Origin of the sequence: Aeromonas fluvialis (assembly GCF_000819885.1) — a bacterium.
GTDB classification, from domain to species: Bacteria; Pseudomonadota; Gammaproteobacteria; order Enterobacterales; family Aeromonadaceae; genus Aeromonas; species Aeromonas fluvialis.
Map to the genome: position 1 here is coordinate 9,671 of NZ_CDBO01000023.1, position 15,285 is coordinate 24,955.

General features: G+C 59.9%; 12 protein-coding genes, 2 tRNA genes and 1 pseudogene. 4 read left to right on the top strand and 11 right to left on the bottom strand.

The genetic code is table 11. The features are described 5' to 3' along the window. Window positions 1-58: 58 nt before the first annotated feature. The 5 genes from BN1125_RS05700 to rsmC form a co-directional block, all read right to left on the bottom strand. Window positions 59-144 (bottom strand) — tRNA-Leu (locus tag BN1125_RS05700). Between the two features lie 53 nt (window positions 145-197). After that, window positions 198-283 (bottom strand) — tRNA-Leu (locus BN1125_RS05705). Between the two features lie 128 nt (window positions 284-411). Further along, window positions 412-1,872, bottom strand: coding sequence for a glycogen synthase GlgA (glgA, locus tag BN1125_RS05710; RefSeq protein ID WP_042011169.1), 1,461 nt, complete (start codon window positions 1,870-1,872; stop codon window positions 412-414). Continuing rightward, window positions 1,862-3,079, bottom strand: a complete 1,218-nt coding sequence (gene glgC, locus BN1125_RS05715) for a glucose-1-phosphate adenylyltransferase (RefSeq protein WP_042011171.1) — start codon at window positions 3,077-3,079, stop codon at window positions 1,862-1,864. The genes glgA and glgC overlap by 11 nt, the downstream gene beginning before the upstream one ends. A gap of 152 nt (window positions 3,080-3,231) precedes the next feature. Beyond that, window positions 3,232-4,260 carry a 16S rRNA (guanine(1207)-N(2))-methyltransferase RsmC gene (rsmC, locus tag BN1125_RS05720; protein WP_042011172.1) on the bottom strand — a complete coding sequence of 343 codons (1,029 nt, stop codon included), beginning with the start codon at window positions 4,258-4,260 and terminating at the stop codon, window positions 3,232-3,234. A gap of 280 nt (window positions 4,261-4,540) precedes the next feature. Here rsmC and dapA point away from each other — a divergent pair, with 280 nt between their 5' ends. Beyond that, window positions 4,541-5,413, top strand: coding sequence for a 4-hydroxy-tetrahydrodipicolinate synthase (dapA, locus tag BN1125_RS05725; protein WP_042011174.1), 873 nt, complete (start codon window positions 4,541-4,543; stop codon window positions 5,411-5,413). 77 nt (window positions 5,414-5,490) lie between these two features. Here the strand turns inward: dapA and BN1125_RS05730 are convergent, their stop codons facing one another. Further along, the gene (locus BN1125_RS05730; RefSeq protein ID WP_042011175.1) at window positions 5,491-6,459 is read right to left on the bottom strand and encodes a CYTH domain-containing protein; all 969 of its coding nucleotides are present in this window, start codon (window positions 6,457-6,459) and stop codon (window positions 5,491-5,493) included. Window positions 6,460-6,628: 169 nt separating this feature from the next. Here BN1125_RS05730 and BN1125_RS05735 point away from each other — a divergent pair, with 169 nt between their 5' ends. Next, entirely contained in the window at window positions 6,629-7,309 is a 681-nt protein-coding gene (locus tag BN1125_RS05735) for a TIGR00153 family protein (protein WP_042011176.1), read from the top strand. A 25-nt stretch (window positions 7,310-7,334) separates the two neighbouring features. Then, window positions 7,335-8,600 carry an inorganic phosphate transporter gene (locus BN1125_RS05740; RefSeq protein WP_042011177.1) on the top strand — a complete coding sequence of 422 codons (1,266 nt, stop codon included), beginning with the start codon at window positions 7,335-7,337 and terminating at the stop codon, window positions 8,598-8,600. 125 nt (window positions 8,601-8,725) lie between these two features. Here the strand turns inward: BN1125_RS05740 and BN1125_RS05745 are convergent, their stop codons facing one another. Both BN1125_RS05745 and metB read right to left on the bottom strand, forming a co-directional pair. Further along, complete coding sequence (locus tag BN1125_RS05745) at window positions 8,726-11,182, bottom strand: bifunctional aspartate kinase/homoserine dehydrogenase II (protein WP_042011178.1); 2,457 nt, start codon at window positions 11,180-11,182, stop codon at window positions 8,726-8,728. Further along, a complete protein-coding gene (metB, locus tag BN1125_RS05750; RefSeq protein ID WP_042011180.1) occupies window positions 11,179-12,351 on the bottom strand; it encodes a cystathionine gamma-synthase in 1,173 nt (390 codons plus the stop codon). The genes BN1125_RS05745 and metB overlap by 4 nt, the downstream gene beginning before the upstream one ends. A gap of 205 nt (window positions 12,352-12,556) precedes the next feature. Between metB and metJ the strand changes: the two genes are divergently transcribed. Continuing rightward, entirely contained in the window at window positions 12,557-12,880 is a 324-nt protein-coding gene (gene metJ / locus BN1125_RS05755) for a met regulon transcriptional regulator MetJ (protein ID WP_005343046.1), read from the top strand. A 75-nt stretch (window positions 12,881-12,955) separates the two neighbouring features. Here metJ and BN1125_RS05760 read toward each other — a convergent pair. The 3 genes and pseudogenes from BN1125_RS05760 to nudE form a co-directional block, all read right to left on the bottom strand. Continuing rightward, window positions 12,956-13,516: pseudogene (locus BN1125_RS05760) on the bottom strand (amino acid permease); the annotation flags it as partial. A 278-nt stretch (window positions 13,517-13,794) separates the two neighbouring features. Further along, entirely contained in the window at window positions 13,795-14,607 is an 813-nt protein-coding gene (gene cysQ, locus BN1125_RS05765) for a 3'(2'),5'-bisphosphate nucleotidase CysQ (protein ID WP_042011181.1), read from the bottom strand. A 37-nt stretch (window positions 14,608-14,644) separates the two neighbouring features. Further along, a complete protein-coding gene (gene nudE / locus BN1125_RS05770; RefSeq protein ID WP_042011182.1) occupies window positions 14,645-15,253 on the bottom strand; it encodes an ADP compounds hydrolase NudE in 609 nt (202 codons plus the stop codon). Between the last annotated feature and the right edge of the window lie 32 nt (window positions 15,254-15,285).

Genomic DNA, 15,285 nt, shown 5'->3' on the forward strand with positions numbered 1-15,285 from the left:
TCCGCCACCTTCGCACATTGTGTTACCAGTTTTGATTTACATGCTGTCTGGAGAAGCATGGTGCGAAGAGAGGGACTCGAACCCTCACACCCGGGGGGCACTAACACCTGAAGCTAGCGCGTCTACCAATTCCGCCACCTTCGCACATTTGGGTTTTCTAGTTGGATTTACATGCTGCTGAATCAGCATGGCAGTATTGGTGCGAAGAGAGGGACTCGAACCCTCACATCCGTGGGACACTAACACCTGAAGCTAGCGCGTCTACCAATTCCGCCACCTTCGCATCACTGCGGAGGGGGATTCTATAGAGTTTTGGGGGAGCGTCAACAGCCAAAGGGGACTTTTTTCGCTGTTGACGCCCAAAGTAGCGCCAAGGGTACAAAACTTCAGCAATTAGCCGAGGTTTGGTATTCAGTAACGGCCCAATGCGCTCTGATACATCAGTTCATACTGGGTGACCGAGTCAGGCCAGTTGAAGCGGGTGTTCATGGCAGTGCGCTGTACCTTGGCAAAGCGTGCCTTGTCCTGCAGGAAATAGAGCAGGCTGCGGCGCATGGTATCGAGCAGGATGGCGGCGGTCGGATCATTGAAGCAGAAGCCGGTGGCATGCTCGGGATCCGCATCCCAATCCACCACGGTATCTTTTAGACCTCCCACGGCCCGCACCAGTGGCAGGGTGCCATAGGCAAGACTGTACATCTGGTTGAGGCCGCAAGGCTCGAACAGCGAGGGCATCAGGAAGAAGTCGGCACCGGCTTCGACCAGATGAGCCAGCCGATCGTCATAGGTGTTGATGAAGGCGAGCTTGCCCGGATAATCCCGGGCCATGGTTTGCAGTTGCGTGGCGAGCGCAGGATCGCCAGAGCCGACAATCACCACTTGTACCTGATGGTGGAGGAATTTCTCCAGCGCAGGGAGCAGCAGGGGAACGCCCTTCTGCTCGGTCAGGCGGCAAACCATGCCGTAGATGGGTAGATCCGTAACGGCCAGCCCCGCTTCCTGTTGCAGGCTCTGCTTGCAGACCTGTTTGCCTGCCATGTCGGTGACGCTGTAGGTCGCAGGCAAAAAATGGTCGAACTCCGGATCCCAGTCTTTGTAGTCGCAACCGTTGAGAATGCCGCAGAGATCGGCTGCCCGCTGCTGGAAGATATGCGCCATGCCGTGGGCGCCGAGGTGAGTCAGCAGCTCCTGGGCATAGTTGGGGCTGACCGCATTGATCTTGTCGGCGTAGAGCACTCCGCATTTGAGCAGATTGACGTGGCCATAGTCGTAATTGATACGGCGTTCGTAGTCGGCGATCTCGGGCATGGCCCAGAACTGCTCGCGGCCAAATACACCCTGAAACGCCGCGTTGTGAATACTGATCACGCTGCGGGTCTGCTGGAAGAACGGGTTCTGAGCATGGCGGGTTTTTAGCAGCAGCGGCAGCAGGCCGGTGTGCCAGTCGTTGCAGTGGACGATGTCCGGGGCGAAGCCGAGCTGCTCGCAGGCATGGAGGGCTGCCGCCGAGAAGAAGGCAAAGCGCTCGCCGTTATCCGGATAGGCCTGATTGTTCTCGGCGTAGAGCTGGGGGCGATCGAAATATTGCGGGCAGTCGAGCAGATAGACGCAGACACCATCCAGCGCCATCTGGTAGATACGATAACCAATGCCTAGCTGCCCCGGGTGGGTGGGCAACCAGCATGAGGCCACCAGTCTGGCCTCATCTCGTCGCTTTATCGTCTTGTAGAAGGGCAGGATGATCCTGACATCATGTCCCTTCTGGGCCAGGTACATCGGCAGGGCTCTGGCGACGTCAGCCAAGCCCCCGGTCTTGACTAGCCCCTCAACTTCCGAGGCAACAAACAGGATTTTCAGTGGGTTAATAGCCAACTCTTGCTCCCTTAGGTACCACCACGATACCGCCTTCGGATACGGTAAATCGTTCTCTATCGTGGTCCAGATTCTCACCTATAACGGTGCCGGGCGCAATTTCAACGTTTTTATCTATAATCGCGCGCCGGATGGAGCAGCCTTCACCAATTTTCACATCCCCCAGTAGCACGGATTCGCTGATGTGGCTGCACGCGCCGATATTGCAGCGGAAACCGAGGATAGATCGCTGGATCTGGCTGCCCTGAATAAAGCAACCGGCGGAGATCAGGGAGTTGGCGATCTTCACCTTGCACTCGTCGCTGTCGATGAAAGTGGCGGGTGGCAGTGCCGGATAGTGGGTGTGTAGCGGCCACTTGCGGTTATAGAGGGAGAAGGGGGGATTGTCGGCCACCAAATCCATGTGCGCTTGCCAGTAAGAGTCCAGGGTGCCCACATCCCGCCAGTAGACGCTCGGTTTTTCACCGGGGATGACATTGGTACTGTAGTCGTAGACATAGACAGGGGCACGGGGGTAGAGGCTCGGGATCACATCCTTGCCAAAGTCGTGGCTGGAGTTCTCTTCGGCGGCATCCCGCTTTAACTCGCGGCAGAGGGCATCGGTCTCGAAGATGTAGTTGCCCATGGAGACCAGCGCCTGGGTCGGATCGCCGGGAATGTGCTTGGGCTGCTTTGGTTTTTCCTGAAAACCGATCATCCGCCCTTCCGTATCCACCTCGATCACCCCGAAGGCACTTGCCTCTTCGATGGGCATGCGCAGGGCTGCGACTGTCATGGCGGCATTTTTCTGCTTGTGGAAGCTGACCATCTGGCTCACATCCATCTTGTAGATGTGGTCCGAGCCGAAGATGCAGACATGCTCCGGCTCGGCCCGCTCGATAAAGCCGAGGTTCTGGTAGATGGCATCGGCGGTGCCGTCATACCAGCGCTTGCCCATCCGCATCTGGGCCGGGATGGGGTCGATAAAGCGGTCGGTGATCCCGACGATATTCCAGCCCTTCTTCATGTGCAGATAGAGGGACTGGGATTTGAACTGGGTGAGGACGTAGATGCGCAGAAAGTCTGCGTTGACGAAGTTATTGAGGACAAAATCGATCAGCCGGTAGCTGCCACCGAAGGGGACGGAAGGCTTGCTGCGGGTGGTGGTCAGAGGCTGCAGGCGAGTACCTTCGCCGCCCGCCAGGATCATGGTTAACATGCCAGCCATGGTATTTATCTCCCTGAATAAACAGCATGAAAAGGTTTTCAATACCCAGTATAAAAACACCCCTTAAGGGGTGATTTTTATCGTGCTCTTAGTACCTTATCAGATCCCGTATGGCGCTCTCTAGCTGTTTTATTGTGCGGCTTACACTTAATTTACACTTTGCTCAGATAGACTTTGAATTTGGCATCACTGCTGATCACTTCCGTCCGTTTGAAGTGTGTCTCCAGTATAGGCTGATAGCGCAAGAAGGCGTTGGCAACAATGGTTAGCGAGCCATTGGGCAGCAAAAATGCCGGCGCCTTGGCCAGGAACTGCTCGGTCGCCGCGTAGAAGGTCTTGAGACCCGCATGGAAGGGCGGGTTGGAGACGATGTGCTGGAAGCGGGTGGTGATATTCGAATAGACATCGGAAGCGGTGACCTTGCCCTGCAGACCGTTGATCGCCAGGGTGCGGCGGCTCGATTCGAGCGCCAGTGCGCTGATATCCACCATGTTGACCCGCAGATCCGGATTGCGCTTGGCCAGCGCAGACCCAATCACCCCGGCGCCACAGCCGAAATCAAGCAGTTCACCCTTCATCGGCGGCACTGCGGCCAGCAGCATCTGGGTGCCGAGGTCCAGCTCGGCCGCGCTGAAGACGCCGGGCAGTGCCAGCACGGTCAGCTCGGTATCACCGGCCTTGCACTGGTAGCGGCCAAACCAGCTATCCAGATTGAAAGGTTCAACTGGCTTGCTCAGCTCGCCATGATAGAGAGAGCAGCGGCGGGCCGAGTCACGTTTGACGGGCTTTTCGCCATAGGGGGCCAGCAGCTTGTCGGCGCCGTTGATGCCGCCGCGGTTTTCACCGGCCAGGAACAGATCAGCACCCGCCTCCAGCAAGGGAGTCATCATAGCCAGCAGATATTGCGCCTCGGCCTTGGCCTTGGGCATCAGTAGCAACAGGGCATCGAAGCGGGGCGCGCCACCGAGCTGGTGGTCGAACAGGATGGCGTCACCGAGCGCCGCCTGCTGGCTGCGGTAGTAGCAGTAATCGGTGGTAAAGACGGTCAGGGTCCGGGCCAGGGTCGCCAACTGGCGGGGGTAGTCATCCTCCAGCGCGCCACAGACAAGTAGCCGCTTGCCGACAAAGAGGGCTTGGTTTCGTTCCAGCATCTGGCTGACGGCACTGATAGGGCTGCTCATCGGGTCTCTCCACACAATTTTGGGCGGCCATTATACATAGCCCCTTTCGCCTTGACATTTATGCCGTGTTCCCGAAATATGCCCAGACACCATTTTTTGACCAGAGATGACGAAATGCGGTTCAACGGGTTGAAACGAAAGCACAAAAAAAGCCTGAAATTCGGGCCTGCCGACGTTCGCGCGTAACCTCTCATCCCTGAGAAGCTTCAAACCCCGGTTGCGCACATCGTACCGGGGTTTTTTATTGCCATATACGCGTCATTTAGGAGAAGGAGATCCCATGTTTCAAGGTTCCATCGTTGCGTTGATCACCCCGTTCCGACAGGGAAAGCTGGATGAAGAGGCGCTGCTGCGTCTGGTGGAGTGGCACATTGAGCAGGGCACCCACGGCATAGTGCCAGTGGGCACCACGGGGGAGAGCCCGACCCTGACCCATGACGAGCACTGTCGGGTGGTGGAGCTGGTGGTTCAGCAGGTGGCGGGGCGCATTCCGGTGATCGCCGGAGCAGGCTCCAACAACCCGGTCGAGGCCATTGAGTACACTCGCTACGCCGAGCAGGTGGGGGCCGATGCCACCCTGCATGTGGCCGGTTACTACAACCGCCCCAATCAGGAGGGGCTCTACCACCACTTCAAGGCGGTGCACGATGCCACCACCAAGCCGATCATCGTCTACAACATTCCGCCACGAGCCATCGTCGATGTGCAACCTGCGACCCTGGCCCGTCTGGCCGAGCTGCCGCGCATTGCCGGGGTGAAGGATGCCACCGGCGATCTGGCGCGCCCCTGGACTGAGCGACAGCTGATCAACAAGTCCTTTGCCTGGCTCTCCGGTGAAGATGCTACCGCCGTCGCCTACAACATCGGCGGTGGTCAGGGCTGTATCTCGGTGACCGCCAACGTGGCCCCCAAGCTGGTGGCCGAGGTGCAAAACCTCACCCTGGCGGGCAAGTGGCAAGCCGCGCGTGAACTGCAAGATCAGCTTATTCCACTCCATCAGGCGATGTTTGCCGAGCCGAGCCCGGCCGGTGCCAAGTATGCCGCTTCCCTGCTCGGTTTCTGCAGCGAGGAGTGCCGCCTGCCGGTGATGCCGCTGTCGGAAGCGACCCGCGAGCGCATTCGCAGCGCCATGCAGCAGCTCAACCTGCTGTAATGCAAACGGGTGAGCCAAGGCTCACCCGTTTTGTTTTCAGTGTTTGTTTCCTGCCTTTATTTCCGGCATGGCGCCACTCAAGCGGCGTGATGGAGCCAGGCGACGATGGCCAGCTGCAACTCGACATACGCCGGATAGAGGAAGAGATCGGCCAGTTCGGCAGGCCACTCGTCATGCTCGTTCGGCCTGATTTGCAGATGAGTTTGCAGGCTGGTCAATGCATGCAGCCAGGGCGCGGGTTGTGGCAGCGTGGCCGCACAGCGGACGATCAGATCAACTCCCTGACGCAAGGCGTCGAACGCCTGCTGTTGAACGCCTTTATCCTGCAGATGATCCAGCCAGAGCTGCTCGTGATGCTGCCAGTGGCGCAGCCCCTCGCTGATCCCCGTCATGCTTTCAATATCTTCACTCGCGACCAGTGCCTGCAGTGCCAGCGGTTTGCCAAGACCTGCCAGCCGATAGCCCCGCTGGGCCTTGGATTGGGCGCCGAGGCGCAACCCGCCGAGCTTGGCGAGGCGTTGGGCCAGTGCAAACAGGGCTGTGGTGTCACCGGATTTGAGCTCCAGTTCCAGCTCGTTGATATTGGTGCTGCCCTGACTGCCGACGATCTCTCCCTGATCCCAGGCCAGTTCAATCTCGGCCCCCTCGAAGGCGATCAGCCAGTAGCGCCGCAGGAAGTCGGTGCGAAACTGGGCGACCAGCTGGTGCTGAATGTGGTCGCGCTCGGTCAGGGTCGGCCAAATTTCATCGAGAAAGGCCGAGAGGGTCGGCAGATCGCCGCTCACGGGGGCATTGTACTCGGGTCTGGCGTGCAGGCCGCCGACCACCTGGCCACGACACTTGATGGTCTGTTCGGCGAAGGCATCGCAGCGACGGATGCGCAAACCCATCTCCAGCTTGCGCAGGGCCAGGGTCGGCGTATCGAAATAGACGTTGCCGAGCTGCTGCTGTGACGATTCTTTAATCTCAAGAGAATTTAGCAGGTTGGATAACTCGGGTTGAATGTTGCTGGCGACAAAAAACTTTATCTCGATCTCAGTTTGCATAGTCATTCCGGGCTGGCAGGCAACTTTGGGGAGCAGGATTCGGGTCACGGGGATATAATGCCCGCGAGACAACTGGATTAATTCGCGGTTTAATTGAGGGCGCAGTTCGGTTATCCTGCGCGCCTCATATAATCGTATCGAGTGTTTTTTCACCGACACAGGTTTGGCCATGCCAGTAAATACTATTTTGGGACTTTTTGCCAAGTCCCCCATCAAGCCGCTGCAGAAGCATATCGTCAAGGTTCACCAGTGCTCCCAGCAGTTGGTCCCCTTCTTTGACGCCGTTGCCGAAGACCGTTGGGAAGATGCCGAGCAGATCCGGCAGCAGATCGCCCAACTGGAAAAAGAGGCAGATACCCTCAAGCGTGAAATCCGTCTGAAACTACCTCGCGGCCTGTTTTTGCCGGTTGCACGTACCGACCTGCTGGAGTTGTTGACCCAGCAAGACAAGATTGCCAACCGTGCCAAGGATATCTCCGGCCGCATGCTTGGTCGTCGCATGGAGTTCCCCTCTGAAATGCGGGCGGGCTTCATGGCTTATCTCAAACGTTGTATTGATGCGACCGCTCAGGCCGAGAAAGCGATCGGGGAGCTCGACGAGCTGCTCGAGACCGGCTTCAAAGGACGGGAAGTGGAAATGGTTGCCGAGATGATCCACCAACTGGATCTGATCGAGGACGATACAGACACCATGCAGATTGGACTGCGCCAACAGCTACAAGCGGTTGAGCAGAACTACAATCCGATCGATGTGATATTCCTCTATAAGATCCTCGAATGGGTAGGTGACTTGGCAGATCAGGCAGAGCGCGTAGGCGCCCGTCTGGAACTGATGCTGGCTCGCTCGTAATCGACTGACTGGGTAAACACTATTAATGGACATTATCGCGAATTACGGCACCACTCTGGTGCTCGTGGCGGCCTTGTTCGGCTTTTTGATGGCTTGGGGCATTGGCGCGAATGACGTTGCCAACGCCATGGGGACATCGGTCGGCACCAAATCCCTGACCATTCGTCAGGCGATCATCATCGCCATGATCTTCGAATTTGCCGGCGCCTATCTGGCCGGTGGCGAAGTGACGGCCACCATCCGTAACGGCATCATCGACAGCAATGCGTTTGTCGATAGCCCGGATCTGCTGGTGCTCGGCATGATCGCCTCCCTGCTGGCGGCGGGCACCTGGTTGATCCTGGCCTCCTACTTTGGCTGGCCGGTTTCCACCACCCACTCCATCATCGGTGCCATCGTCGGTTTTGCGGTGGTGAGTATCGGTCCGGAAGCGGTGCAGTGGGGCAAGTTTGGCGGCATCGTCGGCTCCTGGGTCGTCACTCCGGCCATCTCCGGTGTGATCGCCTACTTCATGTTCATCAGTGTGCAGAAGCTTATCTTCAACACCGATGATCCCCTGAGCAACGCCAAGCGCTACGTGCCGTTCTACATGTTCCTCACCGCCATGGTAATCTGTCTGGTGACCATCAAGAAAGGGCTGACCCACGTCGGTCTGCACCTGACCAATGGTGAGGGCATTCTGCTCTCCACCGCGATCTCCATCGCAGTGGCGTTTGCCGGCTGGATCTACATTCGCGGTCAGAAGTACAACCCGCAAGATGACAGCAAGATGCACTTCGCCAACGTGGAGAAGGTGTTCGGCATCCTGATGGTGATCACCGCTTGTGCCATGGCGTTTGCCCACGGTTCCAACGACGTGGCCAATGCCATCGGCCCGCTCTCTGCGGTGGCCTCTATCGTTGCTTCCGGTGGCGAGATCGCCGGTAAGGCAACGATTGCCTGGTGGATCCTGCCCCTTGGCGGCATAGGTATCGTGATTGGTCTGGCGACCATGGGCGAGAAGGTGATGGCGACTGTCGGCACCGGCATTACCCACCTGACCCCGAGCCGTGGTTTCGCCGCCCAGCTGGCGACCGCTGCGACCGTGGTGATTGCCTCCGGTACCGGCCTGCCCATCTCGACCACCCAGACTCTGGTCGGTGCGGTCATGGGTGTCGGTCTGGCGCGCGGTATTGCGGCGTTGAATCTGGGGGTACTGCGCAACATCGTGGTCTCCTGGATCATCACCCTGCCTGCCGGAGCTATTCTGTCCATCGCCATTTTCTATGTGCTGCAGGCCTGCTTCTCCTAATTGAAGCGGCATTCAGCAAAAAGCCCGAGTCATCGACTCGGGCTTTTTTATCGCTGCGGTTTCTCTTTCCCTGTATATCGCGCAGCTCTGTCACAGAGCAGTGGTCACTCTTTACCTCAGGGCGATCAGAGACTGGCGCAGATCTGCCACAGATCGTACTGGATAGCGGCGGCTGTCACTTCCCGACCCGCCCCAGGTCCCTGAATCACCAGCGGGTTGGTGCGATAGCTGTCGCTCTCGATGGCGAAGATATTGTCGCACGGTAGCAGGTTGGCGAAGGGGTGGTGGGGCTCCAGCGCCTCCAGTCCGACCCGTGCCTTACCGTCATGTTCGAAGCGGGCGACGTAGCGCAGCACCTTGCCGAGTCGCCTGGCCCCCTCAAAGGCGGTCTGGATCGGGCCATCCAGCTCTTTGAGCCTGTCCATGAACTGATCGGCGGTCACCTTGCGCAGCGGGACGGGCACCAGATTCTCCAGCCCGATATCGGCGGAGTCGAGCTCGAAGCCCGCCTCCCGCGCCAGAATGAGCAGCTTGCGGCGCACATCCTGACCGGAGAGATCCTCGCGGGGATCCGGCTCGGTCAGGCCGTGCTGCCAAGCCTCGTCCACCAGCTCGGAGAAGAGGCGAGTGCCGTCATACTGCTGGAACAGCCAGGAGAGGGTACCGGAGAAGATGCCGGAGACCCCCTGAATGCGGTCGCCACTCTGGCGCAGCATCTGGATGCTGGACTGGATTGGCAGCCCGGCCCCCACGGTGGCGTTGTAGCGCCACAGCACCTGATGGTCGCGGCAGGTCTGCTTGATGCGCTGGTAGAACTCGCTGTCGGCTGCGCCGGCAAACTTGTTGGCGGCGATGATGTGAATGCCGAGCTGGGCAAAGTCCGGGTAGTAGCGGCTCACCGTCTCGCTGGCGGTCATGTCGAGGGCTATTAGGGTATCGAAACTGTGCTGCTCCAGCTGGGCCAGCAGCTCCGGCCAGATCAGCGGCTTGGGGTTGAAGTTGTCCTGCACCTTGAGCGGATCCAGCCCCTCTTCATCCAGCAGGCCCCCTTCCGAGCTGAACACCCCGTAGAGGGTGAGCGCCAGATTGAGTTCATGTTCGAGCCGTGCCTTCTCGCGAGCATAGAGGTTGAGCCAGTGACCGCCAATGTTACCCTTGCCGAACACGACCAGCCCGACCCGGTTCGGGCGGCTGAACAGGGCGCTGTGCAGGGCGATCAGCAGCGGCTCCAGCACTACCTGACGCAGCACGGCCACCAGACTCAGGCCATCTCGGGCCACCTGGACGAACTCCAGCGGCTGATCCGCCAGCAGCTGGTAGAAGCGGTGGCACTGTTCGGCGTTGTCAGTGACACCGGCCCCCACCAGTGCCACCAGACTGTACCCCTCTTTTTGGATGAGGCCGGTGAAGCTGCCCTGCAGCTGGAAGTCCCGCAGCAGCTCGAAGGCCCCCTGCGCCACCTCGAGGGTGTAGGCGAGGCGCAGGATCCGCCGATCCGGCTGGCGCTGCAGGGTGAGCGGGTTGAGACGGTGACGAGCCAGATGGGCCTCGATGGCGGCGACTGTCTGATCAAAGTGGGTTTGCGGCAGTACCTTGAGCTCGATGAGGGCGATCTGATCCACCGAGGAGACGATGCGGGCGCCGCCGGAGCGGGGGGCGCGACGCAGGATATGAGTGCAGCCCTCCTCCGGGTTGTAGCTGCAGCGCAAGGTGAGGCGCTGGCGGCTGTCGGCCACCGGTTGCAGGGTGCGGGAATGGAGTACCGAGGAGCCGAGGCGGGCAAGTTCGTTGGCTTCAGCCAGACTGAGGCGCTCCAGCAGGCGCGCTTCCTTCACCCGGCGCGGGTCGGCACTGTAGACCCCGGCCACGTCGCTCCAGATGGTGGTGGATTCGCCATCCGCCAGCAGCGCCAACAGGCTGGCGCTGTAGTCGGAACCGTTGCGGCCGAGCAGCAGGGAGCGCCCCTCCATGTCGGCGGCGATAAAGCCGGTCACCACGATGCGACCGGCATGTTCGGCCAGTCGCGCCTTGAGCAGTTCGCTGGAGAGGGCGCTATCCACCTTGACCAGAGCGCCATCCTCGGCACGCAAGAAGCTGCGGGCATCGAGCCAGATGGCCTTGTCACCGCGGCTGGTGAGCAGCGCCGCCAAGAGGCGCGCCGACCACACCTCGCCAAAGGCAAGCAGGCCATTGCGGGCAAAGCGGTCAAACTGCCCCTCCAGCGTCTTGGCAATCAACTGCATGTCGTCGGCCAGCTGCTTGCTCAGATCGAGCAGCAGTTCTCCTTCCAGCAGGCCATCGATCAGGCTCTGCTGATAGGTTTGCAGGGCACCGATGGCTTCACCGGCAGCTTCATCCCCCGCTTCGGCCAGCTCCACCAGCTGGATCAGCCGGTTGGTGGTCTTGCCAGCGGCGGAGACCACGATCAGTTCATCTCCGCCAACCTGTTGTTCGACAATCGCGGCGACCCGGCGATAACAGACCGGATCCGCCAGACTGCTGCCACCAAACTTGTGGACGTGACGTCGCTTCACTCTTGCTTCTGCTGCCACCGCGATCTCTCCTTGCTGCTGTTCCATTATTTCGCTACCTGTTCTGCCTGCTGTGCCTGTTCAAAAGCCTGCGCCAGATCGGCCACCAGGTCTTCACCGTGTTCAATGCCGACCGACAAGCGCAGCAGCTGGGCGCTGATGCCTGCCGCCTGCTGCGCCGCCGGGGTCATGGCCCTGTGAGTCATGCTGGCCGGATGGGCCACCAGACTCTCCACCCCGCCGAGAGACTCGGCCACCGAGAAGAGGGTGAGGGCCGCGAGGAAGGCGCGAATGCCCGCCTCACTGCAATCGAGTTCAAAACTTAGCATGGCGCCGAAGCCGGACTGTTGACGGCGCGCAATATCGTGGCCCGGATGGTTCGGCAGACTGGGGTGATAGATGTGTTTCACCAGCGGCTGCTGTTGCAGGGAGGCGAGGATGCGATCGGTGTTCTCCTGATGGGTGCGCAATCTGGGGGCCAGGGTGCGCAAGCCGCGCAGGGTCAGGTAGGAATCGAACGCCCCGGAGGTGAGCCCCAGACAGTTGGCCCACCACACCAGTGACTCGGCCAATGCCGCCTCTTTGGCGATCGCCACTCCGCCGACCACGTCCGAGTGGCCGTTGATGTACTTGGTGGTGGAGTGCACCACCACATCGGCCCCGAGTGCCAGGGGTTGTTGCAGCAGGGGGGAGAGGAAGGTGTTGTCCACCACCACCTGCGCACCCACCTCATGGGCGGCGCTGGCGATGGCGCTGATATCCACCACCCGCAGCAGCGGGTTGGAAGGGGTCTCGACCCATACCAGCGCAGGCTTTTGCGCCAGCGCTTCGGCCAGTGCGGCCTCGTCTCCCTGATCGACAAACTGCACCCGGTAGTGGCCCTTGGCCGCCAGATACTCGAACAGGCGCCAGGTGCCGCCGTAGCAGTCGTGGGGGGCGATCAGCAGGTCTCCCGCCTTGAGCAGGGCGGTGGTGACCAGATGGACTGCCCCCATGCCGGTGCCGGTGACCACGGCGCCGGCGCCCCCTTCCAGCGCCGCCAGCGCATCCGCCAGATTGGTACGGGTCGGATTGCCGGAGCGGGCATAATCGTATTGACGGGGCTCGCCAAAGTCGGCAAAGGTGTAGTTGCTGGAGAGGTAGATGGGGGGCACCACGGCACCGTGTTGCTGGTCTGTTTCAATCCCGGTGCGAACCGCCAGGGTGGCCTTGTGGGTCATGTTGCTCTCCTTGATCTCTCTTCGAACGCAGGCATCTTGCTGTCACGCGTTATCCCGCCATTGCTGGCCTATGGTGAACCACCTTACGTCAGCACATAAAAGCCGTCAATGCTTCCAGACGTCTGAATGGCTTTGCTGTTGGATTGCCATTAATTTCCTTAAGGGTTAAAATCCGCGCTCACGGCTAAATGAGAACAGGTGAGTCATGGGAACAGAGTGGAACGGCGACTACGTCAGCCCCTACGCGGAACACGGTAAGAAGAGCGAACAGGTCAAGAAGATTACCGTCTCGATCCCGCTAAAGGTGTTGAAAGTGTTGACCGATGAGCGCACCCGCCGTCAGGTGAACAACCTGCGTCATGCGACCAACAGCGAGCTGCTCTGTGAAGCCTTCCTGCACGCTTTCACCGGTCAGCCGCTCCCTTGTGACGAAGACTTGCGCAAGGATCATCCGGACAGCGTCCCGGCCGAAGCACGCGCCATCATGGAAGCGCTGGGCAAAGAGATCGAAGATTTCGACAAAGAGTAAGCGATTTGCCATGCACAAGAGGCGACCTCCGGGTCGCCTCTTGTCGTTTCCACAGCCCCCATCACGGGGCCGTGATTATTTCAGCAGGCTGAAGATCAGCGCCGAAACCGCTAGCGAGCCGGTCAGCAGGATAAAGCCGTTGGTCCAACGGTGACGAAAACGGGCCAGCGCCTCCACCTTGTAGATGGCCACCACCGGCATGATGAAGAGGATCATGGCGATAACGGGGCCGGAGAGGGTCTCCATCAGACCCAGGATCCCCGGGTTGATGATGGCTGCACCCCAGATGGCGAAGAACATCAGGGCGATGCCAAGTTTGTCCGCTTTGGCCAGTGACAGGCCGGTGGGCTTGGCAATCAGGCTTTTGAGGCTTTCCCGGGCACCGAGGAAGTGGCCGAGGAAGGAGGAGCTGATGGCGATAAAGGCGATGAGCGGCCCCAGGGTCACGATCACCGGGTGGTCGGTGATGTTGGCCAGATAGGAGAGCACCGAGACGTTCTGGGCTTTGGCTTCGGCCAGTTGGGCTGGCGAGAGGCTCAGCACGCAGGAGAAGACGAAGAAGAGCACGAAGCCCACCAGCATCACTGTGGTGTTGCGCAGGATCAGGCCGCTCTTGGCTTCTGCCTGCTCGCCATAAAGTGTTAATTTTGCAAAATATAAAACCAAAATTTAACTCGATGTCATTTTTTTATTTTGTCTAATTGTGCATTTTTAGTATTACATGAAAATGGCACCATTTCTCACTGACCAGTTGTGATGTTTCACTGTCATTTTGCCGCTTTTCCAGCGTATCGCGCTGTTCAAGACAGCTTTGGGCAGCGGATCACACCAGCCATCACTCCGGACCACGACCCTGAAAAAGCAGGCGGCCATCGGGCCGCCTGCTTGTCTGGTGTGATGATATCGCTACCCGTCTAGTGGGCCAGAATGCTGCCCCAGGCGAGATCCGGATCCCCCATCACGATAAAGTCCGGGTTCTCCAGCGACTCGGTCTCGTTGTAACTGAGCGGCTGCAACGCCAGGCTGAGGATGCGGCCACCGGCCGCCTCGACGATGCACTGGGCGGCGGCGGTGTCCCACTCGCCGGTGGGGCCGAGCCGCACGTAGCAGTCTGCGGCACCCTCTGCCACCAGGCAGGATTTGAGTGAGCTGGAACCGAGCGGGATCAACTCATAGTTGATGGCCGGGTTGAGGCGACGGGTGAGGTTCTCCAGCTTCTGGCGGCGGCTGATGGCGACTACCAGCGAGTCGGGCTGGTCATGTTCGTGGTGCATAGCGCGAATGGGCAGTACCTCGCCATTCACCTCCTTGAAGGCGCCGTAGCCGCGCACCGCCCAGTAGAGCACGTCGGACTCGGGGGCGTAGATGACCCCGAGCACCGGCACGTTGTCCCGCACCAGGGCGATCAGGGTGGCGAAATCGCCGCTGCCGGCGATAAATTCGCCGGTGCCGTCGAGGGGATCCACCAGCCAGTATTGCCGCCAGTTGGCTCGCTGACTGAAGGGGATGTCGGCCGCCTCTTCGGTCAGCACCGGCACATGGGGGGTGAGCGCCGACAGCGCCTGCTTGAGGTAGGCATCGGCAGCAAGGTCGGCACTGGTGACCGGGGTCGCATCCTCCTTCAGCTGACGCTCGAACTGACCGCCGTGATAGATGTCGTGAAGGATCCTTCCAGCTTCGCGGGCAATCTCCTTGACCCCCGGCAACCAGGCCAACAACTCCTGCATCTCGTTATCCTCTGTCTGTTAACTGCCCGTCTGCGGGCTACTCTGCCTGCTGTGCCAGCCACTTTTGGGCCAGCAGCAGGGCACTGATACTGCGCGACTCGGTGAAGTCGGGTCGTGCCAGCAATTCGTCGATCCGGTTCAGCGGCCAAGGGATCACCTCGAGAGGCTCGGGCTCGTCGCCGATCCGTTGCTCGGGAAAGAGATCCTGCGCCAGCAAGATGTCCATCCGGCTGGAGAAGTAGCCGGGCGCCAGCGACACCTGCTTGAGCAGAGTCAGGCTGTTGGCGCCAAAGCCCGCCTCCTCCATCAGCTCCCGGTTGCCCGCCTCGAAGGCATTCTCGCCCGGGTCGATCAGCCCCTTGGGGAAGCCCAGCTCGTAGGAGTGGGTGCCTGCGGCGTATTCACGTACCAGCAGCAGGGTGTGGGCATCGAACAGGGGCACCACCATGACAGCGCCCCGGTTGCCACCGCGCATCCGCTCATAGACCCGCTCTTCGCCGTTGGAGAACTTGAGGTGGAGGGACTCCACCTTGAACAGTCGGCTCTCGGCCACGATCTCGGCCTTGAGGATCTCCGGCTTGCTCTTGTCGTGTGCCATGGCGTCGACGCTGAGGTGAACGGGTTTGCGTTGGTGGAGGTCACTCATCTGGGCTGGCTGCGCGTTAAAAAAATCGTGCT